A 24,871-nucleotide genomic window follows, 5' to 3' on the forward strand; every position below is an offset into this window, starting at 1 on the left:
TCGGGCCCGGCTTTTGCCCGGTGGGCGGGCCACGGCGAACGGCCGCCCTTCGATAGAGTGACGGTGCAGACAACCGCACACCTGAGGAGTGGAAATGCCCGTCGCAACCCCCGAGCAGTACGCCGAGATGCTGGACAAGGCGAAGGCCGGCGGCTACGCCTTCCCCGCGATCAACGCCGCCAGCTCGCAGTCGATCAACGCTGTCCTGCAGGGTCTGACCGAGGCCGGATCCGACGGCATCATCCAGGTCACCACCGGCGGCGCCGACTACTTCGCCGGCCACACGGTCAAGGGTCGCGCCACCGGCGCGCTCGCGTTCGCGAAGTTCGCGACCGAGGTCGCGAAGAACTACCCGATCACGGTCGCCCTCCACACCGACCACTGCCCGAAGCCCGCGCTCGAGGACTTCGTCCTGCCGCTCATCGCCGCCTCCGAGGAGGAGGTCAAGGCGGGCCGCAACCCCATCTTCCAGTCGCACATGTGGGACGGATCGGCCGTTCCGCTCGATGAGAACATCGAGATCGCGAAGGACCTCCTCCCGCGCATGAAGAACATCAACGCGATCCTCGAGGTCGAGATCGGCGTCGTCGGCGGCGAGGAGGACGGCGTCAAGCACGAGGGATCGAACGAGGCCCTCTACACCACGACCGCCGACGTCTCGAAGTTCGTCGACGCTCTCGGCCTCGGCGAGAACGGTCGCTACATCGCCGCGCTCACGTTCGGCAACGTGCACGGCGTCTACAAGCCCGGCAACGTGAAGCTCCGCCCGGAGCTGCTCGGCGAGATCCAGGCCGGTATCGCGGAGAAGTTCGGCACGGGCGCCAAGCCGCTCGACCTCGTCTTCCACGGCGGCAGCGGATCGACGCCCGAGGAGATCGCCCTCGCCGTCGCGAACGGCGTCGTGAAGATGAACATCGACACCGACACGCAGTACGCGTTCACGCGTTCGGTCGCCGGCTTCATGTTTAGCAACTACGACGGCGTCCTCAAGGTCGACGGCGAGGTCGGAAACAAGAAGGCGTACGACCCGCGCGCGTGGGGCAAGATCGCCGAGAGCGCGATGGCCGCTCGCGTGGTCGAGGCCACGCAGCAGCTCGGCTCGGCGGGGCACTCGATCAGCGCCTGATCGCGGCCCGATACGAACGCCCCGCGCCTCCCGACTCGGAGGGCGGGGCGTTCGCCGTTCCACCGGCGCGCGCCGCAGACACACCGCCCGGCGCGCCGCGGACACACCACGCGGGCGCACCGCGGACACACCACGCGGACGCGCCACAGACACCGCGCGGACGCGCCCTCGGCGGGCCGGCCAGGACGCGCGTCAGGATCCGGATGCCGCGGACGCCGCGGCGGCGTCCGCCACCGCCCGCTCCGCGAGCACGACCGCCACGGCGCGCAGCTCGCGCCGCCGCTCCTCCTGCGCCTCGGGGCGCGCCCCGTCGCCGACGAACATCGCGCCCAACTGCGGGAAGACCCGCCAGCCGTCGGTCAGCGTGACGATGGTGAGCAGGAGGTGCCCCGCCTGGCGGTCATCCACTCCGGGCAGCGCCGCCTGGACCGCGGCGATCTTGTCGCGGCAGTGCCGCCAGCGCTCGTCGCGCCCCTCGATCTCCGTCCCGCGGACGAGGCCCTCCCACGCGATGAGCCGGCCGAGCTCCGGACGCGCCACGATGCGCTCCAGGAGCGCCGCGGCGTACTCCCCGATCGCGTCGGGACCCGAGCCGACGATCGGGACGTCCGCGGTCACCTCGCCGAGCTCGTGCGCGATGACGGCGTCGAAGAGCGCGTCCTTGCTGCCGAAGTACTGGTAGATCCGCTCTTTGTTGACGCCCGCCTGCGTGGCGATGCGGTCGACGCGAGCACCGTCGGGGCCGTGCGCGCTGAACTCCGCCGTCGCCGCCTCCAGCAGCAGGCGGCGCGTGCGCTCGGTGTCCCAGGCCATGGCGCGAGCCTATCAAATCCAACTCGACAGTTGCAGTTTCGCCGCGAGCTCGGCTAGAGTGGCATTCACCAAACGAACAGTTGGAGATTGCCGATGGACGCCGCAGAGACCGCACCCGCCTTCGCACCGCAGGTGCCGACTCCCGCGACGCCCGCGCAGGCACCCCCGCCGCTTCCGAGCATCCACGTCCGCGCGCTGCTGACCTGGGTCGCCATCTTCCCGCTGGTGGCGATCGGGATGACCGCGCTCGCGCCCTTCTCCGAGTCCTGGCATCCGGTGCTGCGCGCTCTCGTCCTCACCGTCGTCGTGGTGCCGCTGGCGGTCTACGTCGTCGTCCCGCGACTCCTGCGCCTGCATGGGGCGCGCTCCGCGCGACTCCGGACGCGCACCGCACGTTCCGCCCCGCCCCGCCGCTGAGCCGGACGCCCGCGCGCACGCCGGGCTCGGTCAGCCGCCGAAGTGGGAGATGACGGCGGGGTCGCCCAGCAGCGGCACGGTCAGGCAGATGCTCGCCACGACGAACGTGACGATGGCACCCACCAGCGGGATCCACCAGCTGAGTCGACGCCGCACGATGGATCGCCACGACACGACGGCGGTCAGCAGCCAGCCCACGACGAAGACGCCGGCGCCGATCCTCCCCCACAGCTCTCCCTGCGCGAGGTTCGTGAAGGCGGCGTCGATGCCCGCCAGCTGCATCCACGACTGTGCGAACCCGTCGAAGTTCCACAGCTGCGGCACCGCGCTCAGCACCGTGACCAGGCCGTACCCGAGCAGCGCGATCGTGATGATCCGATCCGCCGTCCGCGTCGGACGTGCCGCGGCCGTCGTCGGTCGCGGATGCGGGAGCGGACCGGTCGGCGGATGCGGCAGCGGCGGATGCGCGCCCGCGCCACCCGCCCCGGGCGCAACGCCGCTCGCCGACGCTCCCGCGTCGAGAGGCTGCCGGATCGCGGCCCGCTGCTCCTCCGGCGTCGCATACTCGCCGTAGGCGGGACGCGGTCGCTGACCCGGGTCCGGCGCGGATCCGGGCATCCGCTCGGACGACGGATCGGTCACGGCCGGTTCCGCCCACCCAGCGCGCGTCCGTCACGGGTTCCGCTCGCGTCCTGGCGTAGCTCCTTCGGCAGGGAGAACATCAGGTCCTCCTCCGCCGTGCGGACCTCCTCCACGTCGCGGTAGCCGGCCCCGGAGAGCTCCTCCAGCACCTCCTGGACGAGGACGTCGGGCACGGAGGCCCCGCTGGTCACCCCGACGGTCTCGACGCCGTCGAGCCACTCCTGGCGGATCTCATGGGCGTAGTCGACACGGTACGCCGCAGCGGCGCCGTACTCGAGCGCGACCTCGACCAGGCGCACCGAGTTCGAGGAGTTCGCCGATCCGACGACGATCACCAGGTCCGCGTCGCGTGCGACCTTCTTGATCGCGACCTGACGGTTCTGCGTGGCGTAGCAGATGTCGTCGGAGGGCGGGTCGTTGAGGTCGGGGAAGCGCTCGCGCAGTCGGCGCACCGTCTCCATCGTCTCGTCGACGGAGAGGGTCGTCTGCGAGAGCCACACGACCTTGGCGGGGTCCTTCACCTCGACGCGGTCGGCGTCGTCGGGCGAGTTCACGATCGTCACGTGGTCCGGCGCCTCGCCCGCGGTACCCTCGACCTCTTCGTGGCCGTCGTGACCGATCAGCAGGATCTCGTAGTCGTCGCGCGCGAACCGGACGGCCTCGCGGTGAACCTTCGTCACGAGCGGGCAGGTCGCATCGATCGCGTGCAGCCCGCGCTCGGCGGCGGCGCCCACGACGGCCGGGGAGACCCCGTGCGCGCTGAACACCACGTGAGCGCCCTCGGGGACCTCGTCGACCTCGTCGACGAAGATCGCGCCCTTCGCCTCGAGCTCGGTGACGACGTGGATGTTGTGCACGATCTGCTTGCGGACGTAGACGGGCGCGCCGTAGCGCTCCAGCGCCTTCTCGACGGCGACCACGGCGCGGTCGACGCCCGCGCAGTACCCGCGCGGCGACGCGAGCAGCACCTTCTTGTGTCCGGGGACCGGGTTATCCTGAAGCCGTCCACGGGCCCCGGGGATGCGGGGCGAGGGAAGGCGGACGGCTGTGCTGCTCACCCTGCGATTCTACGGATGCGACGCTGAGCGGGGGCCGCACGCGCGGCGGAGGGCCGGGAACGACCGGGCCGCCCCGCCCGACGGAAGGAGGAACGAGCCATGACCTCGTTCACACCCGCGGCCGGCCAGTCCGCGCCGCCGGACTCCGTGCATCCGCGCGACTCCTCCCCCGACGCCCCCACCTCCGTCTCGCGTCTGAACGAGACGATCCGCGGGTTTGTGTCGACCTGGGGGTCCGTCTGGGTCGAGGGCGAGATCACCGCGTGGAATCTGCGCGGCGGCCACGTGTTCGGAAGGCTGAAAGACGCGTCGGGCGACGCGATGATCTCGTTCCGCCTGTGGTCGTCGACGCTGCAGCGCCTTCCCGACGATCTCGCCGTCGGCGACCGCGTGGTCGCCTGCGTCAAGAGCGACTACTTCGTGAAGTCGGGCGACTTCACCTTCACGGTCTCCGCGATGCGCCACACCGGCCTCGGCGACCAGCTCGAGCGCCTCGAGCGGTTGCGTGCACAGCTGAGGTCGGAGGGTCTGTTCGATCCGGCGCGCAAGAAGCGCATCCCCTTCCTCCCCCACGTCATCGGCCTCATCACGGGCGAGCGCAGCGATGCGGAGAAGGACGTGCACCGCAACGCCGAGCTGCGCTGGCCGCAGGTACGGTTCCGCACCGTGCATGCCGCGGTGCAGGGCGACCGCTGCGTCCCCGAGACGATCGCCGCGCTGCGCGTGCTCGACGACGATCCCGACGTCGATGTGATCGTCATCGCGCGCGGCGGCGGCGACCCGCAGACCCTCCTCGGCTTCAGCGACGAGCGGCTCCTGCGCGCGGTCGCCGCGGCCCGCACGCCGATCGTCTCGGCGATCGGGCACGAGAACGACCATCCCCTCCTCGACGACGTCGCCGACGTGCGGGCCTCGACGCCGACGGATGCCGCGAAGCGCGTCGTGCCCGACGTCGCCGAGCAGCGCGCGCTCGTCCAGCAGCTGCGTTCGCGCGCCCGCACCCGCCTGACGCAGCGCATCGCCCACGACATCGCCCACCTCGAGCAGGTGCGCACCCGTCCGGTGCTGCGCACGCCCGAGGCGATGCTGACCGCGCGCGCCCACGAGCTGTGGACCCTCACCTCGCGCGGGCGGGACCGCGTGTCGCGTCGGCTCGAGGAGGCCGAGCGCACGACCGCGCAGCTGCGCGCATCGCTGCGCGCCCTCTCGCCCGGTGCGACGCTCGCCCGCGGGTACGCGATCGCACACCTCGAGGGCGGCGTGATCGTGCGCGATGCGACGCAGGCGCCCGCGGGCGCGGCGGTCGTCGTGACCGTCGCCGAGGGGTCCTTCGCCGCCCGCTCCGAGGGACCCGTCGCGGAGTCCGGCGCGTGAGTCGGTGTCGTGAGGCCGTCCTAAGATGGAGGGCATGACCGCCGACGCCGGGACCGATGTCGCGAGCCTCTCCTTCGAGCAGGCTCGCGACGAACTCGTGCGCGTCGTGGCCGAACTCGAGCAGGGTGCGCCGACCCTCGAGCAGTCGCTGACGCTGTGGACCCGCGGCGAGGCGCTTGCCGCGCGCTGCGAGGAATGGCTCGTCGGCGCCAAGCGCCTGCTCGACGCCGCCCGCCCCGCGGACGCCGACGCATGAGCGCGGTGACCCTCTGATGGCGGCGCCCCGCGTGGTCGCGGAGCTCGGGCGCCCCGAGACCCCCGAGGAGACGGCCGACCGCAAGGCGGCGGCGTCCGCGGCGTACCGCTCCAGCAAGACCTTCCGCAACCTCATCGCCGCGCTCCTCGTGACGGTCGCCGTGGTGGCCGTCGTCTACCTCGGCGTCCCCCGCGGCTCGCTCGCCGAGCCGGAGCCGGTGGATGTCGCCGCGTCCGCGCAGACCGCCTCCGCCTCCCTCGGTCACCCCCTGATCGTGCCGGTCGCCCCGGCGGACTGGCGCGCGAACTCGGCCCGGCTCGAGGGCGGCATGTGGCGGGTCGTCTACGCCTGGCCGTCCGGCTATCTCCGCGTCGCCCAGGGCATCGACGCACCCGAGGGCTGGGCCACCCGCCAGCTGGGCGGAGTCGCCCCCACCGGCCATGTGACCATCGACGGCATCGACTGGGACGAGTACGTCATCGCGGGGCGCACCGACACGGTGTCCTACGCACTGTCGACGACGGCCGGCACCGACACGATCCTCGTCTACGGCGCGACCGGCGCCGCCGACGCCGCGATCGCCGCATCCGGCATCGCCGACCAGATCCGCTCCCTGCGCGAGGAGACCCCATGACGGATGCCACGACCCGCCCGACACCGCTCTCCGTCTGGGAGGAGATGCGCGACGGCAATGCGCGCTTCGTGTCGGGGGAGCCCCGCCATCCCCGTCAGGACGTCGAACGGCGGCACGTGCTCGCCGCCGCCCAGACACCGCGCGCGGCTCTGTTCGGATGCGCCGACTCGCGTCTGGCCGCCGAGATCATCTTCGACCAGGGGCTCGGCGACCTCTTCGTCGTGCGCAACGCGGGGCAGGTGGCCTCGGACTCGGCGATCGCCAGCCTCGAGTACGCGGTCGCCGCGCTCGACGTGTCGCTCGTCATCGTCCTCGCCCACGACGCGTGCGGCGCGGTGCGTGCGGCGATCGACTCGACCGCCCTCGACAGCCCCGAGCTCCCCCCGCACATCTGGCGTCTCATCGCGAAGATCGTGCCCGCCGCGCGCACCGTCCTCCGTCGCAGCCGCGGCATCGATCCGCGCAGCCTGGACGCCGAAGACGTCGGGATCGCGCATCTGCAGAACACGATCGACGACATCCTGGCCTCGTCCCGCCTGATCAGCGACGCCGTCGCCGAGGGCCGCCTGGCCATCGTCGGCGCCAACTACCGTCTGAGCGAGGGCACGGCCGTGCCGCACGTGATCGTCGGCCTCGACGGCTGATCACGACCCTCCACTCCGCTTTCCACCGAACCCGCCGACACACGAGGACGTGACCATGACAGAGAACACCGAGTACCGCATCGAGCACGACACCATGGGCGAGGTCCGGGTGCCCAAGGACGCCCTGTACGCGGCGCAGACGCAGCGCGCCGTCGAGAACTTCCCGATCTCGGGCTCGGGCCTGGAGTCGACGCAGATCGCCGCGCTCGCGCGGATCAAGAAGGCGGCGGCGCTCGCCAACAAGGAGCTGGGGACGCTCGACGGGGCCATCGCCGACGCGATCGCCGCCGCGGCGGACGACGTCATCACCGGTCGCTACGACGCGCACTTCCCCGTCGACACGTACCAGACGGGCTCGGGCACCTCGTCGAACATGAACATGAACGAGGTCCTCGCGACCCTCGCGACCCAGAAGCTCGGCGCGACCGTCCACCCGAACGACCACGTCAACGCGTCCCAGTCCTCCAACGACGTGTTCCCGACGTCGGTGCACATCGCCGTGACCCAGGCTCTGATCGACGACCTGATCCCCGCGCTGGATCACCTCGCCGTCGCCCTCGAGGCGAAGGCGCAGCTCTGGAAGGACGCGGTCAAGTCGGGACGCACGCACCTCATGGATGCCACCCCGGTGACCCTCGGCCAGGAGTTCGGCGGCTACGCGCGCCAGATCCGTCTCGGCATCGAGCGCGTCCAGGCCGTCCTCCCCCGCGTCGGCGAGGTGCCGCTCGGCGGCACCGCGGTCGGAACCGGGATCAACACGCCGCTCGGCTTCCCGCAGAAGGTCATCGCGCTGCTCGCGGCCGAGACCGAGCTTCCCATCACCGAGGCGAAGGACCACTTCGAGGCCCAGGCGAACCGCGACGGTCTCGTCGAGGCATCCGGCGCCCTGCGCACCATCGCCGTCTCCCTGACCAAGATCAACAACGACATCCGGTGGATGGGCTCGGGCCCCAACACCGGTCTCGGAGAGCTGCACATCCCCGACCTGCAGCCCGGGTCGTCGATCATGCCCGGCAAGGTCAACCCCGTCGTGCCGGAGGCCACCCTCATGGTCTGCGCGCGCGTGATCGGCAACGACGCGACGGTCGCCTGGGCCGGGGCGTCCGGCTCCTTCGAGCTCAATGTCGCCATCCCCGTCATGGGCACCGCCCTCCTCGAGTCGATCCGCCTGCTCTCGAACGCGATGCGCGTGCTCGCGGACAAGACGATCGACGGCCTCGAGGCGAACGTCGATCGAGCGGCCGCCTTCGCCGGCATGTCGCCGTCGATCGTGACGCCCCTGAACAAGCTCATCGGGTACGAGGCGGCCGCCAAGATCGCCAAGCACGCCGTGGCGAAGGGCATCACCGTCCGCGAAGCGGTCGTCGACCTCGGCTACCTCGAGCGGGGCGAGCTGACCGAGCAGCAGCTCGACGAGAAGCTCGATCTTCTCTCGATGACGCACCCGGGGTGACTCGGGGGCCATAATCGAAGCGTGAACCGCACCGACAGCGCCGCCGGGGCCGCGTCCTCGCGGCGCCGGCGCGTCACCTTCCTCGTGCTGACGGTCATCGGCGCCGGTTTCACGGTGACGAGTCTCGGTGTGCTCGTCGCGCTCGCGGTGACCTCCGCTCCCGTGTCCTGGCCTGCGGTCGTCGTCTACGGGTTCGGTGCGACGGCCACGGTCGCGGTGACCGGGGTGGTGCTGTGGGCGCTCCTTGACGACGCCCATGCGCGTCCGGCCGACGGCGTCGACGTGTCGGTCGAGGCGCAGCGACGCCTGCTGGACGACGTGCGCCACGAGCTGAAGACGCCCATCACGATCGTCCGCGGTCACCTCGAGATCATGGACGTCGACGATCCGGAGGATGCCGCCGCGACACGGGAGCTCGGCATGGCCGAGCTGGACCGCATGACGAGACTGATCGGCGACATCGACCTGCTCGCGGCGGTCGAGCTCGACAGCTTCACGATGAGCGACGTCGACGTGGCGGCGCTCACCCGTCGCGTCTCCGAGCTGGTCGGCGTGATCCCGGGGCACGTCTGGAGCGTCGAGCAGGCCGCCACGGGCACGATCCAGGGCGACCACGACCGACTGCTGCAGGCGTGGCTGCAGTTGGCGGACAACGCCGCCAAGTACACGCCCGAGGGCTCGCCCATCGAGATCGGCAGCGCGGTCTACGCCTCGGGGGTGCAGTTCTGGGTCCGCGACCATGGACCGGGCATCCCGCCGGCGCTCCGCCACCGCGTCTTCCGCCGGTTCGACCGCGGCACGGGCAAGCGGTCCGTCGGCGGGTCGGGGCTCGGCCTCGCGATCGTCGACGCGATCGCCAAGGCGCACCGAGGGCACTGCACGGTCGCCGACACCCCCGAAGGCGGCGCGACGCTCACGCTCGACATCCCCACGGGCACGCGTGCGTCGCTTCCCGCACCGGTGCGTGCCGGTGCCGTCGTGCTCCAGCGAGAGGCCTCCGGATGACCCGCATCCTCGTCGTCGACGACGAACCGCACATCGTCTCGCTCGTCGTCCGTGCCCTGCGCGCCGACGGGTACGACACCGTGAGCGCGGACGACGGCCACGCGGCGTTCGACCGCGCTCGGGAGGGCGACATCGACCTCATCATCCTCGACGTGGGCCTTCCGGGCATGGACGGCTTCGAGGTGCTGCGCGCCCTGCGCGCCGACGGCCACGGGACGCCGGTGATCATGCTGACGGCGCGCTCCTCGGCGCGCGACGCCGTCGACGGGCTCGACGCGGGCGCGAGCGACTACGTGCCGAAGCCCTTCTCCGTGGCGGAACTCATGGCGCGTGTGCGGTCCCGGCTGCGCGAGCGCACGGGAGCGATCGACATGGTGCTCACCCACGGCGACGTGTCGCTCGATCTGCTCGGGCGCCGCACCACGGTGTCGGGCCGCGACGTCGACCTGTCGGCGCGGGAGTTCGCCCTCGCCGAGCAGTTCCTGCGCCATCCCGGCACCGTGCTCACGCGCGAGGTCCTCCTGAGCCGCATCTGGGGGATGGACTTCGACCCGGGCTCGAACGTGGTCGACGTGTACGTGCGATACCTCCGCTCGAAGCTCGGTGCGGAGCACATCGTCACCGTCCGCGGCGAGGGCTACCGCTGGGACTGACGCGACGGACCCCGCCGCGGGCGCGGGACGCGCGGCGGGGTCCGTCGACGCTCTCAGCTGAGCTCGCCCTGCTCCAGCAGGTCGGTCACGAGGGCGGCGATCGCCGACCGCTCCGAGCGGGTCAGCGTGATGTGCCCGAACAGGCCGTGTCCCTTGAGGGTCTCGATGACCGACGCGATGCCGTCGTGGCGACCGACGCGCAGGTTGTCGCGCTGGCCGACGTCGTGGGTCAGGACGACCCGCGAGTTCTGCCCCATACGGCTCAGCACCGTGAGCAGGACGTTCCGCTCGAGCGACTGGGCCTCGTCGACGATCACGAAGGCGTCGTGCAGCGACCGCCCGCGGATGTGCGTGAGCGGCATGACCTCGAGCATCCCGCGCGCCACGACCTCCTCGAGGACGTTGCCCGACACGACGCTGCCGAGGGTGTCGAAGACCGCCTGACCCCAGGGGTTCATCTTCTCCGCCTGGTCGCCCGGGAGGTAGCCGAGCTCCTGGCCTCCGACGGCGAACAGGGGGCGGAACACGATGATCTTCTTCTGCTGCTGACGCTCGAGCACGGCCTCCAGCCCCGCGCAGAGCGCGAGCGCGGACTTGCCGGTGCCGGCGCGCCCGCCGAGGGAGACGATGCCCACCTCCGGGTCGAGGAGGAGGTCGATTGCGATCCGCTGCTCGGCCGAGCGGCCGTGCAGCCCGAACACGTCCCGATCGCCGCGTACGAGCTTGTACCCGCCGTCGCCGGTGACACGGCCGAGCGCCGATCCGCGCTCGGAGTGGATGACGAGCCCCGTGTTGATCGGGAGGCCCCGGACGTCGTCGCTGGTGGCGACCTCGCTCTCGTAGAGGTCGCTGATGTCGTCGCCGGACACATTGAGGTCGGCGATGCCGGTCCAGCCGCTGTCGACCGCCTGCTCGGCGAGGTACTCCTCCGCGTTGACGCCCAGCGAGGCCGCCTTCACGCGCATCGGGAGATCCTTCGAGACGACGGTGACGTCCTGGCCGTCCTGTGCGAGGTGCATGGCGACGGCGAGGATGCGCGTGTCGTTGTCGCTCAGGCGGAGCCCGGCGGGCAGCACCGAGGCATCCGTGTTCGCGAGCTCGACGCGCAGCGTGCCGCCCTCGCCGACGGGCACGGAGAAGTCGAGGCGTCCGTGCTCGACACGCAGCTCGTCGAGGTGGCGCAGCGCCTGGCGCGCGAAGTAGCCGAGCTCGGGATCGTGGCGCTTGGCCTCGAGCTCGGTGATCACGACGACCGGGACGACGACGGAGTGCTCGGCGAAGCGGAAGAAGGCCCGCGGATCGCTGAGGAGGACGGACGTGTCGAGCACGTAGGTGCGCAGGTCCTGATCCACCTCCGAGTCCGTGCCGATACGCTGCTGCTGCTCTGGAACTCGTGTGGTCACAACCCACTCCCGCCCCGGGTTCATCACCCGGCAGTCTCGAGTCGACCAGGGCCACGAGTCGTGGATCGGCCGACTCGACCGGGCACCGTGCCCGATGTGATGACGGTACGTCGCGGACGGATCGCTCGCCACCCGCGACACGCCGCCCGGAGGTTGCGGGCGGGTTAAATCTGAACGGCGTCCGGCTGCCGGTCTCCGTCGGCGCCCCGGGTCTCGTCGTCGACGCGGGTCCCGTCGTCGACGCGGGTCTCGTCGTCAGCCCTGGCCTCGTCGTCGCCGTGCGGCTCGTCGTCCTCGACGGTGGCGATCACGATCTCGTCGTCCGGTTCGTCACCGTCGGCGCCCCACGCACCCGTGTGTTCGGTCGACACGGTGAGCTCCTGCGTCGCGGCGTCCTCGGGGAGCGGCGTGAACTCCTGCGGCTCGGCGTGCTCCGCGGAGGCGGGCTGCTCCGCCGCAGGGTCGACCGGCGCGGCCGGTTCGGCATCGACGGCCTCCTCGCCGACCGTGTCCGCGGCGAGTCCCGCCGAGGCGTCCTCGGGCAGCTCGATCGTGAAGACCTCCGCCGCGGGGAGTCCCGCGCCGAGGTCGGGAGCCAGGTCGATCGTGACGGCGCGGCGCGCCGCGGCGTCCGCCAGCGCGTCGCCCAGCTCACCCACGCAGCCGCCTCCGACGTGCGTCGAGACGCGGATGCCGCCGCCGCGGGCGGTCACGGTGAGGCCGTGGTTGGCCAGCGCCGCGGCCAGCGCCGGCGCGTCGGCCGCGTCGGGCATCAGCGTCACGATGCCCGCGTGGGCGTCGCGCGGCGTGATCACCGGCAGCCCGAAGCCGTCGGCGAGCTGCATGACCTCCTGTGCACGCTCCCGGACGGTCGCCGCGACCGCGCCCACACCGGCATCCAGGATCTCCCGCAGAGCGGCGACCAGTCTCGACGCGGCCAGGGGGTCGCCGGGCGCGACCGAGTACGCGGCGGCACCGGCCACCGCCTGGGGCACCCCCCGCGTCGTCTCGTCGCCGACCATGCCGGAGATGCCCGACAGGACGGGCTCGATACGCTCCCGCGCCCGCGGCGAGAACCGCGCGAAGCCGGTTCCGCGGCCCGCGCGCAGCCACTTGTACCCGTTGCCGACGATGACGTCGGCCGCGGTCCACTCCACGTCGGTGACGCCGAAGCCCTGGATCGCGTCGACGATGAGCAGCCGGTCGCCGATGACGCCGCGGATGCCCTCCAGATCGGCGACGGCGCCGGTGCGGAAGTCGACGAGGCTGAGCGCGACGGCGGTGACCTCGTCGGTGAGGGCCGTCGCGATGTCCGCGGGCGTGACGATCCCGGCGGGCGGGTCGATCTCGCGCACGGCGAGCAGGCCTCGCGCCGCCGCCGCCCGCCCGGCGGCCAGTCGCATGGCGGGGAACTCCAGAGCGGGGAGCACGACCGTTCCGGTCAGTCCGAGGAACGCGTGCTGGAGGCCGTAGCTCGTCGAGGGCTGCAGGACGATCTCGTCTACCGGCAGGTCCATGACGCGGGCGACGAGGTCGCGGGCCTCGTCCGACCGCGCGGCGACCAGGTCGATGCCCGCCGACCGTCCGGTACCGAGCGTCTCGGTGTCCGCCGACATCTCCGCCCGTACCACCGGCGAGAGCGGTCCGAACCGCGCCCAGTCGAGGTATCCCGGCGCCACGTCGCCGAACGAATCGATCATCGACGACAGTTCGTTCACGCTTGCCATTGTGTCACGCGGCGCGCACCGCGCCTGCGCCCGCGCCACCGCGATCGGCGACCCCGGCGGGCTCAGCCTCCGTAGCGCCGGTCGCGGGTCGCGAAGTCCCGGATCGCCCGAAGGAAGTCGACCTCGCGCAGATCCGGGCCGAGCGCCTCGACGAAGTAGAACTCCGAGTGGGCGGACTGCCACAGCAGGAAGTCGCTGAGCCGCTGCTCCCCCGAGGTGCGGATGACCAGGTCGGGGTCGGGCTGTCCGCCCGTGTAGAGGTGCTCGCCGATCTGCTCGGGGGTCAGGCTCGCCGCCAGGTCCTCGAGAGATCCGCCGCTCTCCTGATGCTGGCTGATGATGCTGCGGACGGCATCGACGATCTCGCCGCGCCCTCCGTACCCGACGGCCAGGTTCACATGGAGACCCGTGTTCCCGGCGGTGCGCTCCTCGGCGGTCTTGAGCACCCGTGCGAGATCGGCGGGGAGACCCTCCGCCCGCCCCACGTGCTGGACACGCCAGCCCGGCTCGTGCGACAGCTCGTCGGCGAGCTCCGCGATGATCTCGATCAGATCGGTCAGCTCCTGCGAATCGCGTTTGCGCAGATTGTCGTGCGAGAGGAGGTACAGCGACACGACGCGGATGCCGAGGTCGTCGCACCACCGCAGGAATTCGTGCATCTTGGCGGCGCCCGCGCGATGGCCTTCGGCGACGGTGGCGTACCCGGACTGCCGAGCCCAGCGCCGATTGCCGTCGATCATCATCGCCACGTGGTGCGGCACGCTCGCCGGGGTGAGACGACGGCGCAGGCGCGAGCCGTACAGACGATAGAGAAAACCTTTCCCCTCGCCGGATGCCGTCGGTGTCACATCCCTACGCTAGCGCGCCGGGCGCCGTCTCTCCCGTATGTTCTGACGGGAATGCCCACGAGCGTAGTCTCGGAGCGTGCCCGATCAGACCTCCGATGAGGGCGTCGAGATGCCCCAGCTCCCTCTCCTCGATGCCGCGGCGGTCGGCGCGCACGTCGAGCTCAAGCCCACGTGGCGCGGCTGGATCCATGCGGGCACGTTCCCTGTGGCCGTCGCTGCGGGGATCGTGCTGATCACCCTCGCGCAGGGAGCACCGGCGAAATGGGCCTCGGCGGTCTTCATGGCGACCTCGGTGCTGCTGTTCGGCAACTCGGCGCTGTACCACCGCTTCTCGTGGGGACCCGTGACCAAGGCCGTCCTGAAGCGGATCGACCACGCGAACATCATGCTGCTGATCGCGGGGACCTACACGCCGATCGCCGTTCTCGCCCTGCCGCCCCAGAAGGGTCTGCTGCTGCTCATCCTCGTCTGGTCGGGCGCGCTGCTGGGCATCCTCTTCCGCGTCTTCTGGATCAATGCGCCCCGGTGGCTGTATGTCGCGCTCTACCTGCTGCTGGGGTGGGCGGCCGTGATGTACCTCGTCGATCTCTTCGTGGCGAACGTCGCCATGATGATCCTCGTCATCGTGGGCGGGCTCCTCTACACGGGCGGGGCGGTCTGCTACGGGCTGAAGAAGCCCAACCCCTGGCCCGGCCACTTCGGCTTCCACGAGATCTTCCACCTCTGCACGGTGCTGGCGTTCCTCTGCCACTGGACCGCGTGCCTGCTCATCGCGCTGCGGCCCGTCGTGCCCTCGCTCGGCGCGGCCTGAGGCGCGCGGAGGTATCCACCCGTGCGATCGGCAGGCTGATCTCGGCGATCAGCGCCGCGGCGGGTCCTCAGAGTCCGAACCGGCCTGCTCTTCGTGCGTGCCGGCATCCGGCCGCGCCGCCGGGTCTGCCGGGGCTGCCGGGTCCGCAGGGCTCGCGGCATCCGCCGCGGCGTCCGCTTCGGCGTCGAGCTGCTCGTTGATGTCCGCGCGGTAGCCGGCTCGGCGGATGCGGCGGAGCATGTCGATGAGGAGGAAGACCACGACCAGGGCGATCACCGCGATCGCGACGAAGCCCACGAACCCCGGGGTGACCGCGTCGGGGTCGACCGTCATGGACGGCGACGGCGTCGCGAGCCCGGCATCCCGGGTCGATCCGGCGAGCCACGTCAGCGGGAGGGAGAGAGTCTGCATCGTTCCTCGGTTCGGTCGTTCCGGCGCAGCGCGCGCACGGCGTAGCCTGGAACTCCAGCCTAGATCGCCCTCCCCCTCGACTCGGACCCGACATGACCACTGTGACCCCGCCGGACGACCTCACCGATGAGGTGCGCGCCGAGCTCGACGACCGCTACGGTCGTCGCCGGTCGGGGGCGCGCCGACGTGGCCCGTGGATCGCGTTCGGCATCGTCGTCGTGGCCGTCATCGGCTACTTCGGCTGGAGCACCGTGGCGCAGTCGATCGAGACCGTCGACGTGGACAACACCGCGTTCCACCTCGTCGACGAGCACTCCGTGACGGTCTCGTTCCAGGTGACGCTGCGACGTGGCGCCGCCGTGACGTGCGCCATCGAGGCGCAAGACACCGACCACGGCGTCGTCGGATGGCGCGTCGTGCAGTATCCGGCAGATGACGCGCACACGCGAAGCTTCACCGAGACCATCCCGACGGTCGCGGAGGCGACGACGGGTTTGGCGACCTCCTGCTGGATCCCGTAGTCTGATCCGACATACGCGCCCCGGCAGCTGCCGGGGCGTTCGGTTTACCCCGCACCAGACCCAAGGAGAGAGACGTGGCCGACAACACGGAGACCTTCCTCACGCAGGATGCGTACGACCGGCTCGCCGCCGAGCTCGAGCACCTCTCGACCACGGGCCGCACGGAGATCGCGGCTCGCATCGAGGCGGCGCGTGAAGAGGGAGACCTCAAGGAGAACGGCGGCTACCACGCCGCCAAGGACGAGCAGGGCAAGCAGGAGGCGCGCATCCGCACGCTGCAGGCGCTCCTCAAGGACGCCGTCGTGGGCGAGGCGCCCGAAGCCGACGGGGTCGTCCGCAGCGGCACGGTCGTGACGGCGATCGTCGCCGGCGGCGAGGAGGTCTTCCTCCTGGGAAGCCGCGAGATCGCGGCGGGCTCCGAGCTCGACGTCTACAGCGAGGCCTCCCCGCTCGGCGCCGCGATCCTCGGTCTGTCCGTGGGCGAGTCGACGACCTACACCGCTCCGACCGGACGCGAGATCTCGGTCGAGATCACCCAGGTGGAGACCTACACGGGCCAGTAAGCCCTCCCCTCTTCGCGCCTCCTCGCGTCATCTCGCCATCTCACCATCTCGACGGAGTTTCGGTCGCTTCCGACGATCTTGAGAGCTCGTCGTCGGGATTCGGGCGCCTGTGGCGTCCGAAACCCCTCCGCTGACCCGCGCGCGACGCATCATCCGCCCGCAGTCCAACCGCGGCGGAGCAGGTGCGTGCGGATGCGGGAGACAAGACGCGTCGGATCGCGCAGGTCGTCCGCGTGGGCCCGCTCCACGATGTAGCCGAGTCGCTGCAGCTCGCCGATCCGCGTGAGGTCCCGGCGCCATTGCCGCTGATCGAGCGCGTGGTGCGCCCCTTCGTACTCGACGATCACGCCCCACCGTTCGAAGAGCAGGTCGACGCGGGCGACCGGCTCACGGCCGTCGCGGACGACCGCGTTGACGAGCGGGCGCGGCAGGCCGGCCAGTTCGCACGACACGCGGATCTGCGACTCGGGGTACGACTCGGCGCCGGGCACCACGAGGGCGAGCGCCGAGCGGAGGGACGCCGCGCCCCGCACGCGCGGCGAGAGGGCCAGTGCCGTCTCGAGCTCGCTCTGTGAGCAGAGGTCCTCCTCGGGCAGGCAGAGCCGGTCGCCGACGGCGACGAGATCGCGCATCCCGATCCACCGCGCCAGATCGACCCAGGTGCGCGCGCGAGTGGTGATCCGGATGCCCCGCAGCCGCGTCACGCACACGTCGTCGATCCCGACGCTGTACCCGAGGATCCCCTGTCCGCGCGGGGCTCTCCCCGGCCTCGGGACGGCGATGTGCACGTCCGCGTCCGCACCGGCCCCGTCGTCCGCGCCGCGCCTTCCGGGAAGCTCCAGGCCCCACGCACGGAGCGCCGACGGTCCGAAGAGGAACGCCGCGGTGCCCGCGGCGCGTACCCGCACCCCGACGGTGTCGATCCACCGGGCATCCGGGGCCGCCCGGATCCCGCGGTACGGATGCTGCCACTCCCGACGCGAGCGCAGCCGGCGATCGTCGACGCCCCACGCCCGCGCGTCGTGGACAGTGAACGCATCCGGGAGTCGAGCCATGCGGCGAGCCTGCCCGACCCCCGCGACCCTCGCGCCGCTTATCCCCAGCCCCGCTTCCGCGAGCTCCCGCGCGCACGCCGCGGGCGCCTCGGGCCCGCGAGTTTCGGTCTCCTCAGGCGTCCGAATCGCGCCGTGGTCGTGTGTCAGACCCCCGAGGGGACCGAAAGTCGGCCGGGTGAGGGATGGAAAGCGTGCCGGGGCGGGTGAGAGAGATGAGAGTCAGTCCTGGACCACGCGCGGGGCGAAGCCCGCCTCCTCCAGGAGGGCGATCACGTGGGCGCGATGCTCCTCGCCACGGGTCTCGACGCTCAGCTGCAGGATGACCTCGCTGATCTGCAGTCCCTGGCCGTGGCGGGTGTGCAGAGCCTCGATGACGTTCGCTCCCGCGATCGCGAGCAGCTCGGACACCCGGGCGAGCTGACCCGGGCGGTCCGGCAGCGGGATCTGCAGCGTCATGTAGCGCCCCGAGGCGGCGAGGCCGTGCGCCACGACGCGCTGCAGCAGCAGCGGATCGATGTTGCCCCCCGAGAGGATGACGGCCGTCGGTCCGGATGCACGGATCTTTCCCGCGAGGATGGCAGCCACGCCCACCGCGCCGGCGGGCTCGACGACCTGCTTCGCCCGCTCGAGGAGCACGAGCAGCGCGCGCGCGATGTCGTCGTCGCTGACGGTGACGACCTCGTCGACGAGTTCCCTGATGACCGCGAAGGTCACGTCTCCCGGACGCGCGACGGCGATCCCGTCCGCGATCGTCGGCGTCGTGTCGACGGACAGCGGCTCGCCCGCGGCGAGCGACGCGGGGTAGGCGGCGGAGTTCTCCGCCTGCACGCCGATCACCCGGACGGTGCGACCCGCGGCGGCGGCGCGCGCCTTCACGGCCGCTGCGACTCCCGCGATGAGGCCCCCGCCGCCGATGCCGACCACGACGGTGTCGAGGTCGGGGATGGCATCCCACAGCTCCAGCCCCAGCGTCCCCTGCCCGACGATGATGTCGCGGTGGTCGAACGGGTGGATGAGGACCGCGCCGGTGCGCTCGGCGAACTCCGCGGCCAGGCGGAGCGGCGTCTCCACCGTCGCGCCCTCCAGCACGACCTCGGCGCCGTAGCCCCGGGTCGCGAGCAGCTTGGGCACGGGTACGCCGAGCGGCATGAAGATCGTCGCGGCGATGCCGAGCTTCTGCGCCGCCGACGCGACACCCTGCGCGTGGTTGCCGGCGGAGGCGGCGACCACGCCGCGCGCGCGCTCGTCCTCGGTCAGACGCGACAGCCGGTAGGTCGCGCCGCGGATCTTGAACGAGCCCGTGCGCTGAAGGTTCTCGAGCTTCAGGTGCACGGGCGCCCCCAACACCTCGCTGAGGTGCTCGGACACGTCGAAGGGCGTCGAGACGACGACATCACGAAGGACGGCGGCGGCGTCCTCGAACTCCGCCAGGGTGGGGATGGTCACGCGGTCTTCTTCCTGTTGCGCGGCACGGTGCTCCAGATGAGGTCCGGCGTGGGCGGCGGCGCGGCGCCCCGGGTGTGCCGGGTGGAGAGGTAGACGGCGACGACGTTCACGAACGCCGCGAGCGGGACGGCGAACAGCGCGCCGGGGATGCCCGCGATCATCGCACCGCCGGCGACGACGAGCACGACCGCGAGCGGGTGGACCTTGACGGCCGAGCCCATGAGCAACGGCTGGAGCACGTGCCCTTCGAGCTGCTGGACGCCCAGCACGACCACGAGCATCCACAGCGCGATCCAGGGGCCGTTGTAGACGAGGGCGAGGAACACCGCCAGAGCGCCCGTCACGATGGCCCCGACGAACGGCACGAAGGCGCCCAGGAAGACGAGCACGCCCACGGGGATCGCGAGGGGAACCTGCAGCAGGAAGGCGCCGAGACCGATGCCGACGGCGTCGATCGTGGCGACGAGGAGCTGGGTGCGCGCGTAGGTGACGACGGTGGCCCAGCCGGCGCGGCCGGCGCCGTCGACGTCGGAGCGGGCGCGCCGCGGGAACAGGCGCACCACCCAGCGCCAGATCCCGCCGCCGTCGGCGAGCGTGCACAGCAGGATGAACAGGGCCAGCACGGCTCCGGTGCCGACGTGGCCGACCGTGGACCCGATCGCGAGGGCTCCCGACCAGAGCACCTCCGCCTGCTGCTGCAGGTACGTCCAGCCCTGCGCGAGCAGATCGTCGATCTGCGCCTCGGTGAGGTGCAGCGGACCGTCGATGAGGTACTGCCGGAACTGGCCGACCGATTCGACCGTACGTGCCTGCACGCTCGACCACTGCCGCGTGATCTGCCAGATCGCCAGCCACAGGAGACCGGCGACGACCGCGACGGTGCCGACGACCGACGCGACGATGGCGAGCCAGCGCGGGACGCCCTTCTTCAGCATCCAGGTGAACGCGGGCCACAGCAGCGCCGTGACGAGGATCGCCGCGAGCAGCGGGATCACGAGGAGCTTCAACTGGATGACGAGCCAGATCAGGATGCCCGCCGCGGCGGCGATCACGACGAAGCGCCACGCATAGGCGGTGATGACGCGCAGCCCGTGCGGCAGTGCGTCCGTGACGTCGTTGCCGACCGTCCGGTGCCGGATCGCGTCGAAGAACGAGCCACGCGATCGCTCCCCCGCGCCTGCGGTCTCGCGGGGGGCGGGGCCACCACTGCCGGAGTCGACGCCGCTCATCCCGCCAGTCTAGGACGGGACGTATGCCGCCCGCGTCACGGGCGTCAGAACTGGATGCGCGGCGGTTCGGCGATCGCGACGCCGCCCGTGACCTCGAAGAACTCGCGCTCGTGGAAGCCGAGGTTGCGCGCGAAGAGGTTGTTGGGGAACACCTTGATCTTGGTGTTGAGCTCCCGCACTCCGCCGTTGTAGAACCGGCGCGAAGCCTGGATCTTGTCCTCGGTGTCGACGATCGACTGCTGCAGCTGCAGGAAGTTCTGGCTCGCCTGGAGCTGCGGATAGGCCTCGGCGACGGCGAACAGCGACTTGAGCGCTTGCTGCATGTGCCCTTCGGCCACGCCCGCCTCGCCGGGAGAGGTCGCACCGAGCGTCTCGGCCCGCGCTCGCGTGACGTTCTCGAAGACGGCCTTCTCGTGGGCCGCGTAGCCCTTGACCGTCTCGATGAGGTTGGGCAGGAGGTCCGCGCGCCGCTTGAGCTGCACGGTGATGTCGCTCCAGGCCTCGTCGACGCGCACGTTCAGCGCGACCAGGGAGTTGTACGTCGCCCACAGGTAGACGCCGACGACCACCACCAGCGCGACGATGATCAGGACCGGGATCAGCCACGCCATGTCCATAGGACTCCCCTCGACTCACCGCCCATCCTATCCGTCTGCCATGCGCCCCTCCGGTGCCCGGGGCACAGTTCTCAGCGCTTACTCACCGAGGACGCGCGTGAGGTACGGGTTGCGGAATGCGCGGTGCGGATCGAGTCGGTCTCGGAGGGCGACGAACTCGTCGAACCTCGGGTAGCGGGCCCGGAGCGCCGCGGCGTCCTGCGTGTGCATCTTGCCCCAGTGGGGTCGCCCGTCGTGGGCGAGCATGACCTCCTCGACGGCCGCGAAGTACGCGGTCGGGTCCGCGCGCCAGTAGCGGTGTACCGCGATGTACCCGCTCGGCCGGCCGGATGCCGTGGAGAGCCAGCGGTCGTCGGCCGCGGCGACGCGCACCTCGACCGGGAAGTCGATGCGCCAGCCGTTCTCGGCGATGACGCGCTGCACGCCCCGGAAGGCGGAGGCGAGCCGGTCGAGCGGCACGGCGTACTCCATCTCGCGGAATCGCACTCCCCGGCTCGTGGCGAACACGCGGTGCGAGGCGTCCGAGAACGCGCGGTCGCCCCAGACCCGTGCGGCGAGCCTGTTGATCCGCGGGACGGCGGCGGGCACCGCGCGGCCGGCGCTGCACGAGATCTGGTGCACGACGTTGCCGAGCAGCACGTCGTCCACGAACCGTCGCGTGGGCGACAACGGCGCCGTCGTCGCGTCGGCGGGAAGACGGGTGTTGGTCTTGGTGAGCGCCACGTCGGTGTGCGGGAACCAGTAGAGCTCGAAGTGATCGACCGCCCGCGCCCGATCGAGGAGATCCTGGACGACGTCGTCGAGCGGCTCCGGGCGCTCCACGGCGGAGAGGCCGAAGGCCGGGACGCACCGGATCGTGACGTCGACGAGGATGCCGAGCGCGCCGAGTCCGAGAGCGACGGCGGGCAGGAGGTCGGGATCGTGGTCCTCGTCGATCGCGAGCAGGTCGCCGTCCGCGGTGACGAGCGTCGCGCCGACGACCTGAGCGGCGATCCCGCCGAAGCGGGCGCCGGTGCCGTGGGTTCCGGTGGAGATCGCGCCGGAGATCGTCTGCCTGTCGATGTCGCCCAGGTTCTCCATCGCGAGGCCGTACGGAGCGAGGAGCGCGGGGATGCGATGCAGGCGTGTCCCGGCGAGCAGGCGGACGCGGCCGCGCTCCCGGTCGACGGCGACGAGACCGGACAGCTCGGTGAGGTCGAGGAGGACTCCGGGGGCCACCGCGATGCCGGAGAAGCTGTGGCCCGCACCGACGGCCTTGATCGCGCGTCCGCGCGTCGCGGCGGAGCGCACCGATCGGCGCACCGCCTCGATGGTCGACGGGTGCTCCACGTACGGGGTGCGCACGCGTTCCGTGCGCCCCCAGTTCTCCCAGACGCCGCCGGGGCGGGTCACAGGAAGGCCTTCCCGTCGCCGCGGTAGGTCGGTGCCTCCCCGACGGCGCGGTCGCCCGAGGTGAGCACGTAGCGGTCGACGCGCTCGGCGAGCTCGCCGCTCTTCGCGTGACGGAACCACACCCGCTCCCCGATCGAGAGCCGCCGCGCGGCCGGGCCCTCGAGCGGGGTCTGCACCTCACCGGTGCCCTCCCGCGCGAGGGAGCGAAGGCCCGTGGGCCAGACCGGCAGCGGCTGCCGCGACGGGAGCGGTGGTCCGGAGGCGATCCAGCCGCCGCCGAGCACCGTGACGATGTCGGGCGCCGGTCGCCGCACCACCTCGAGGGCGAACGCCGCCGCCGGGGCGGGAGAGAAAGCCCGATAGAGGTCGAACAGATGACCGGCGAGCAGGCCGCTCCCCGCCGTCGTCTCGGTGACCGCGGCGTCCGCCGAGGTGGACTCGAGCGATCCGGTGCCGCCGCCGTTGACGAACTCGAGATCGGCGATCTCGCGCAGCCGGGCGACGATCGCGCGACGACGGTCGACCAGCTCCTCCCCCGAGCGCCGCTGCATCCACCGGATGACCGCATCGCCCGATCCCGTCGCGTCCGGCTGGCCGGCGATCTGCGCCTCGTACATCATCAGGCCGACGAGGCGGAATCCGGCGCGGCGCGCGATCGCGTGAGCCAGGTCGGCGACCTCGCCGGGATCGTGGACCGGCGACCGGCGCACGCCGATGTGTCCGAGCACGGGGGCGCGCCACGAGGCATCCGCGTCGATCGCGACCCTGAGCACCGCGCGCATCGCCGGCGCGGCCACGGCGTCGATCAGATCGAGCTGAGCCGGGTCGTCGACCATCAGGGTGATGCGTGCGGCCATCTCCTCGTCGCCGGCGAGGGTCGCGAGGGCGCCCCTGTCGACGGTCGGGTACCCGAGGACGATGTCCTCGTGCGTCTCTGCGAGCCACAGCGCCTCGGGCAGTGTGAAGGCGAGGATGCCGCGGTAGCCCGGGAGGGCGAGCGTCGCATCCAGCACCTCGCGCACCCGGATCGACTTGCTGGCGACGCGGATCGGCACACCGCTGGAGCGGACGACGAGGTCCAGCGCGTTGAATCGGAGGGCCTCGACGTCGATCGTCGCGACCGGGCCCGAGCGGTCCGCGATCGAGGCCGACCGCGCGCGCCAATACGCGGCCGGTTCCGACCACGGCTCGGCCCGCTCTGCGGCGGGCGCGGCGAGCAGATCGAGACTCATGATGCTCCTTCGCACGGGTGGCACGAGCCTATGCCGCCCGAGACGGCAGACCGAGTGCCCGTCGGCCGCCGTCGCGCGGGATACAGGAGCACACGCGGCACCGCGCGCACGCGCACCACGTGCTGGATGAGGGGGTGCCGGCATCGGATCCCCCCAGATGATGCCGGCACCCGCGCTCGACGACCTCAGCCGTCGAGCAGACTCGCCATCTCGGCGCGCACCGCCTCCTGTGGGGTGTACGCAGCCGTGGCCGTGGCGAGAGCGGAAGCCGCCGTGCGGTAGCGGGGGTCGTCGAGGACCTCGCGGACGGCGCGCGCGACCTGATCGGCGGTCGGACGGGACGTCCGCAGATCGATGCCGACTCCGGTGTAGCGGACGCGTGCGGCGACCTCAGGCTTGTCCTCCGCCCCGGGCGCGACGACGACGGGGACGCCGTGACCGAGCGCGGCGAGGACGGTGCCGAACCCGCCGTTACTGACGAGCGCCGACAGCCGCGGCAGCAGGCGGTCGTAGGGCAGGAACGTCGCGGCCTTCGCGTTGCGGGGCAGCTCGCCAAGCGCGGCGATGTCGACCCCGCCCGTGCTGACCACGACGTGCGCGTCGAGGTCGGCGAGACCGGCGAGAGCGGGGGCGATGAGCGTGCCGAGGTCCGAGTTCGCGAGGGTCCCCTGCGTCACGTGCACGATCGGGCGCCCGTCGTCGAGCTGGTCCCACCACTCGGGCAGGTCGACGTCCGCGAGCGTTCCGGGGGGTCTGCCCACGAACCGCACGCCCGGCAGCAGATCGGTGAGCGGATACTCGAACTCCCGCGGGCCGAGCTGCAGGAGACGGTCGAACCGGGGCGTGAGGTCGAGGATGAACGGGAAGTCCTTCGGCAGCGGGGTCCCCGTGGCGTCCGCGAACAGACGCCGGGCGAGGCGCTGCGTGTCGCGGAACACCACGCGCGTCGCGACCGCGGTGAGGATGCGGTTGCGGAGGCGTCCGACGACGCTCCACGACGGCTGGAGTGCCATCCCGGCGGGCGCGGTGTCGATGCTGAGCTGCGCCAGCGGACCGATGCCGATCCCCGCGACGGGTACCCGCCGACTCCGGGGCAGTGCGAGCAGCGGCGCGACCCCGGCGAACAGGTGGTCGGTCATCACGAGGTCGGCGTCGGTGGCCTCGAGAAGCGCCTCGATGGTCGCCCATTGATCGGGCAGCGGCTGGATGAACGTGTGCTGCAGCTGATACTGCGAGAGCGCGACGCCACGGTAGCGGTGGAGGTCGGGGAGATACGCGTCGAGGTCCCGCTCGTCGAAGTCGGCCCGGCCGGCGAGGGGCGCGAACTCGGCGCCGGCGGAGCGCACCAGTGACGCGAACCGAGACCCCGTCGTCATGACGACGCGGTGGCCGCCGTCCACGAGGGCTCGGACGACGCCGAGGACGGGATCGACGTGACCTCGCAGTGGCGCGCAGGCGACGAGGACGGTGGCCACGGGGACCCTCTCAATCTGGGGAGGACGATCATTCGGGTAGGCGGGCGCCGCGTCCAGCAGCGCTTC

26 protein-coding genes are annotated in these 24,871 nt (G+C 71.7%); 12 read left to right on the forward strand and 14 right to left on the reverse strand.

From position 1 onward, the window contains the following. The first annotated feature begins 94 nt into the window (after window positions 1–94). Window positions 95–1,126, forward strand: a complete 1,032-nt coding sequence (gene fbaA, locus WFI00_RS12020) for a class II fructose-bisphosphate aldolase (protein ID WP_336632611.1) — start codon at window positions 95–97, stop codon at window positions 1,124–1,126. Between the two features lie 192 nt (window positions 1,127–1,318). On the opposite strand, the gene WFI00_RS12025 is transcribed toward fbaA, so the two are convergent. After that, on the reverse strand, window positions 1,319–1,939 hold the full coding sequence (locus tag WFI00_RS12025; RefSeq protein WP_336632610.1) for a TetR/AcrR family transcriptional regulator: 621 nt from the start codon (window positions 1,937–1,939) through the stop codon (window positions 1,319–1,321). A 93-nt stretch (window positions 1,940–2,032) separates the two neighbouring features. On the opposite strand from WFI00_RS12025, the gene WFI00_RS12030 reads away from it, so the two are divergent. Next, window positions 2,033–2,356 (forward strand): hypothetical protein, encoded by a 324-nt coding sequence (locus WFI00_RS12030; protein WP_336632609.1) that lies wholly within the window; start codon window positions 2,033–2,035, stop codon window positions 2,354–2,356. Between the two features lie 30 nt (window positions 2,357–2,386). Here the strand turns inward: WFI00_RS12030 and WFI00_RS12035 are convergent, their stop codons facing one another. Then, window positions 2,387–2,998, reverse strand: coding sequence for a DUF6264 family protein (locus tag WFI00_RS12035; RefSeq protein ID WP_336632608.1), 612 nt, complete (start codon window positions 2,996–2,998; stop codon window positions 2,387–2,389). Further along, window positions 2,995–4,020 (reverse strand): 4-hydroxy-3-methylbut-2-enyl diphosphate reductase, encoded by a 1,026-nt coding sequence (locus WFI00_RS12040; protein WP_442928323.1) that lies wholly within the window; start codon window positions 4,018–4,020, stop codon window positions 2,995–2,997. The genes WFI00_RS12035 and WFI00_RS12040 overlap by 4 nt, the downstream gene beginning before the upstream one ends. 135 nt (window positions 4,021–4,155) lie before the next feature. Here WFI00_RS12040 and xseA point away from each other — a divergent pair, with 135 nt between their 5' ends. The 7 genes from xseA to WFI00_RS12075 are packed head-to-tail and all read left to right on the forward strand — an operon-like array spanning window position 4,156 to window position 10,075. Continuing rightward, the gene (gene xseA, locus WFI00_RS12045) at window positions 4,156–5,430 is read left to right on the forward strand and encodes an exodeoxyribonuclease VII large subunit (protein ID WP_336632606.1); all 1,275 of its coding nucleotides are present in this window, start codon (window positions 4,156–4,158) and stop codon (window positions 5,428–5,430) included. 34 nt (window positions 5,431–5,464) lie between these two features. Then, complete coding sequence (locus WFI00_RS12050; protein WP_336632605.1) at window positions 5,465–5,686, forward strand: exodeoxyribonuclease VII small subunit; 222 nt, start codon at window positions 5,465–5,467, stop codon at window positions 5,684–5,686. Window positions 5,687–5,702: 16 nt separating this feature from the next. Next, on the forward strand, window positions 5,703–6,320 hold the full coding sequence (locus WFI00_RS12055; protein WP_336632604.1) for a DUF4245 family protein: 618 nt from the start codon (window positions 5,703–5,705) through the stop codon (window positions 6,318–6,320). Further along, complete coding sequence (locus tag WFI00_RS12060; protein WP_336632603.1) at window positions 6,317–6,964, forward strand: carbonic anhydrase; 648 nt, start codon at window positions 6,317–6,319, stop codon at window positions 6,962–6,964. The genes WFI00_RS12055 and WFI00_RS12060 overlap by 4 nt, the downstream gene beginning before the upstream one ends. Window positions 6,965–7,019: 55 nt before the next feature. Then, window positions 7,020–8,417 carry a class II fumarate hydratase gene (locus tag WFI00_RS12065; protein ID WP_336632602.1) on the forward strand — a complete coding sequence of 466 codons (1,398 nt, stop codon included), beginning with the start codon at window positions 7,020–7,022 and terminating at the stop codon, window positions 8,415–8,417. A 21-nt stretch (window positions 8,418–8,438) separates the two neighbouring features. After that, window positions 8,439–9,422 (forward strand): sensor histidine kinase, encoded by a 984-nt coding sequence (locus WFI00_RS12070; protein WP_336632601.1) that lies wholly within the window; start codon window positions 8,439–8,441, stop codon window positions 9,420–9,422. Beyond that, window positions 9,419–10,075, forward strand: coding sequence for a response regulator transcription factor (locus tag WFI00_RS12075; RefSeq protein WP_336632600.1), 657 nt, complete (start codon window positions 9,419–9,421; stop codon window positions 10,073–10,075). Before WFI00_RS12070 ends, WFI00_RS12075 begins: the two co-directional genes overlap by 4 nt. Before the next feature lie 53 nt (window positions 10,076–10,128). Here the strand turns inward: WFI00_RS12075 and WFI00_RS12080 are convergent, their stop codons facing one another. From WFI00_RS12080 to WFI00_RS12090, 3 genes are all read right to left on the reverse strand, one after another. After that, complete coding sequence (locus tag WFI00_RS12080) at window positions 10,129–11,478, reverse strand: PhoH family protein (RefSeq protein WP_336632599.1); 1,350 nt, start codon at window positions 11,476–11,478, stop codon at window positions 10,129–10,131. Between the two features lie 164 nt (window positions 11,479–11,642). Then, window positions 11,643–13,196 (reverse strand): aminotransferase class V-fold PLP-dependent enzyme, encoded by a 1,554-nt coding sequence (locus tag WFI00_RS12085; protein WP_336632598.1) that lies wholly within the window; start codon window positions 13,194–13,196, stop codon window positions 11,643–11,645. A gap of 71 nt (window positions 13,197–13,267) precedes the next feature. Continuing rightward, complete coding sequence (locus WFI00_RS12090) at window positions 13,268–14,053, reverse strand: isoprenyl transferase (RefSeq protein ID WP_336632597.1); 786 nt, start codon at window positions 14,051–14,053, stop codon at window positions 13,268–13,270. 109 nt (window positions 14,054–14,162) lie between these two features. Here WFI00_RS12090 and trhA point away from each other — a divergent pair, with 109 nt between their 5' ends. Then, entirely contained in the window at window positions 14,163–14,864 is a 702-nt protein-coding gene (gene trhA, locus WFI00_RS12095) for a PAQR family membrane homeostasis protein TrhA (RefSeq protein WP_336632641.1), read from the forward strand. Between the two features lie 48 nt (window positions 14,865–14,912). On the opposite strand, the gene WFI00_RS12100 is transcribed toward trhA, so the two are convergent. Next, the gene (locus tag WFI00_RS12100; protein WP_336632596.1) at window positions 14,913–15,275 is read right to left on the reverse strand and encodes a hypothetical protein; all 363 of its coding nucleotides are present in this window, start codon (window positions 15,273–15,275) and stop codon (window positions 14,913–14,915) included. A 92-nt stretch (window positions 15,276–15,367) separates the two neighbouring features. On the opposite strand from WFI00_RS12100, the gene WFI00_RS12105 reads away from it, so the two are divergent. Both WFI00_RS12105 and greA read left to right on the forward strand, forming a co-directional pair. Next, complete coding sequence (locus tag WFI00_RS12105; RefSeq protein WP_336632595.1) at window positions 15,368–15,796, forward strand: DUF4307 domain-containing protein; 429 nt, start codon at window positions 15,368–15,370, stop codon at window positions 15,794–15,796. A 74-nt stretch (window positions 15,797–15,870) separates the two neighbouring features. Next, a complete protein-coding gene (gene greA, locus WFI00_RS12110; RefSeq protein ID WP_336632594.1) occupies window positions 15,871–16,359 on the forward strand; it encodes a transcription elongation factor GreA in 489 nt (162 codons plus the stop codon). 149 nt (window positions 16,360–16,508) lie between these two features. Here the strand turns inward: greA and WFI00_RS12115 are convergent, their stop codons facing one another. The 7 genes from WFI00_RS12115 to WFI00_RS12145 all read right to left on the reverse strand — a co-directional run bounded on the left by WFI00_RS12115 (window position 16,509) and on the right by WFI00_RS12145 (window position 24,805). Further along, a complete protein-coding gene (locus WFI00_RS12115; protein WP_336632593.1) occupies window positions 16,509–17,414 on the reverse strand; it encodes a hypothetical protein in 906 nt (301 codons plus the stop codon). A 219-nt stretch (window positions 17,415–17,633) separates the two neighbouring features. Further along, window positions 17,634–18,860, reverse strand: coding sequence for a threonine ammonia-lyase (gene ilvA, locus WFI00_RS12120; protein WP_336632592.1), 1,227 nt, complete (start codon window positions 18,858–18,860; stop codon window positions 17,634–17,636). Then, window positions 18,857–20,089, reverse strand: a complete 1,233-nt coding sequence (locus tag WFI00_RS12125; protein WP_336632591.1) for an AI-2E family transporter — start codon at window positions 20,087–20,089, stop codon at window positions 18,857–18,859. The genes ilvA and WFI00_RS12125 overlap by 4 nt, the downstream gene beginning before the upstream one ends. Before the next feature lie 44 nt (window positions 20,090–20,133). Beyond that, complete coding sequence (locus tag WFI00_RS12130) at window positions 20,134–20,700, reverse strand: LemA family protein (protein WP_336632640.1); 567 nt, start codon at window positions 20,698–20,700, stop codon at window positions 20,134–20,136. A gap of 84 nt (window positions 20,701–20,784) precedes the next feature. After that, a complete protein-coding gene (locus WFI00_RS12135; RefSeq protein ID WP_336632590.1) occupies window positions 20,785–22,098 on the reverse strand; it encodes a D-arabinono-1,4-lactone oxidase in 1,314 nt (437 codons plus the stop codon). Next, on the reverse strand, window positions 22,095–23,330 hold the full coding sequence (locus WFI00_RS12140) for an alanine racemase (protein WP_336632589.1): 1,236 nt from the start codon (window positions 23,328–23,330) through the stop codon (window positions 22,095–22,097). Before WFI00_RS12140 ends, WFI00_RS12135 begins: the two co-directional genes overlap by 4 nt. A 185-nt stretch (window positions 23,331–23,515) precedes the next feature. Further along, window positions 23,516–24,805, reverse strand: coding sequence for a glycosyltransferase (locus WFI00_RS12145; protein ID WP_336632588.1), 1,290 nt, complete (start codon window positions 24,803–24,805; stop codon window positions 23,516–23,518). Between the last annotated feature and the right edge of the window lie 66 nt (window positions 24,806–24,871).

It is taken from the genome of Microbacterium sp. MMO-56, assembly GCF_037146215.1.
In the GTDB taxonomy this organism is placed as follows: Bacteria; Actinomycetota; Actinomycetes; order Actinomycetales; family Microbacteriaceae; genus Microbacterium.

Excerpts from the sequence above, each read along its gene's own strand:
- fbaA (WP_336632611.1), top strand. The coding sequence starts at position 95 with ATGCCCGTCGCAACCCCCGAGCAGTACGCCGAGATGCTGGACAAGGCG.
- WFI00_RS12025 (WP_336632610.1), bottom strand. The coding sequence starts at position 1,939 with ATGGCCTGGGACACCGAGCGCACGCGCCGCCTGCTGCTGGAGGCGGCG.
- WFI00_RS12030 (WP_336632609.1), top strand. The coding sequence starts at position 2,033 with ATGGACGCCGCAGAGACCGCACCCGCCTTCGCACCGCAGGTGCCGACT.
- xseA (WP_336632606.1), top strand. The coding sequence starts at position 4,156 with ATGACCTCGTTCACACCCGCGGCCGGCCAGTCCGCGCCGCCGGACTCC.
- WFI00_RS12050 (WP_336632605.1), top strand. The coding sequence starts at position 5,465 with ATGACCGCCGACGCCGGGACCGATGTCGCGAGCCTCTCCTTCGAGCAG.
- WFI00_RS12055 (WP_336632604.1), top strand. The coding sequence starts at position 5,703 with ATGGCGGCGCCCCGCGTGGTCGCGGAGCTCGGGCGCCCCGAGACCCCC.
- WFI00_RS12060 (WP_336632603.1), top strand. The coding sequence starts at position 6,317 with ATGACGGATGCCACGACCCGCCCGACACCGCTCTCCGTCTGGGAGGAG.
- WFI00_RS12065 (WP_336632602.1), top strand. The coding sequence starts at position 7,020 with ATGACAGAGAACACCGAGTACCGCATCGAGCACGACACCATGGGCGAG.
- WFI00_RS12075 (WP_336632600.1), top strand. The coding sequence starts at position 9,419 with ATGACCCGCATCCTCGTCGTCGACGACGAACCGCACATCGTCTCGCTC.
- trhA (WP_336632641.1), top strand. The coding sequence starts at position 14,163 with ATGCCCCAGCTCCCTCTCCTCGATGCCGCGGCGGTCGGCGCGCACGTC.
- WFI00_RS12100 (WP_336632596.1), bottom strand. The coding sequence starts at position 15,275 with ATGCAGACTCTCTCCCTCCCGCTGACGTGGCTCGCCGGATCGACCCGG.
- WFI00_RS12105 (WP_336632595.1), top strand. The coding sequence starts at position 15,368 with ATGACCACTGTGACCCCGCCGGACGACCTCACCGATGAGGTGCGCGCC.
- WFI00_RS12115 (WP_336632593.1), bottom strand. The coding sequence starts at position 17,414 with ATGGCTCGACTCCCGGATGCGTTCACTGTCCACGACGCGCGGGCGTGG.
- WFI00_RS12125 (WP_336632591.1), bottom strand. The coding sequence starts at position 20,089 with ATGAGCGGCGTCGACTCCGGCAGTGGTGGCCCCGCCCCCCGCGAGACC.
- WFI00_RS12130 (WP_336632640.1), bottom strand. The coding sequence starts at position 20,700 with ATGGCGTGGCTGATCCCGGTCCTGATCATCGTCGCGCTGGTGGTGGTC.
- WFI00_RS12140 (WP_336632589.1), bottom strand. The coding sequence starts at position 23,330 with ATGAGTCTCGATCTGCTCGCCGCGCCCGCCGCAGAGCGGGCCGAGCCG.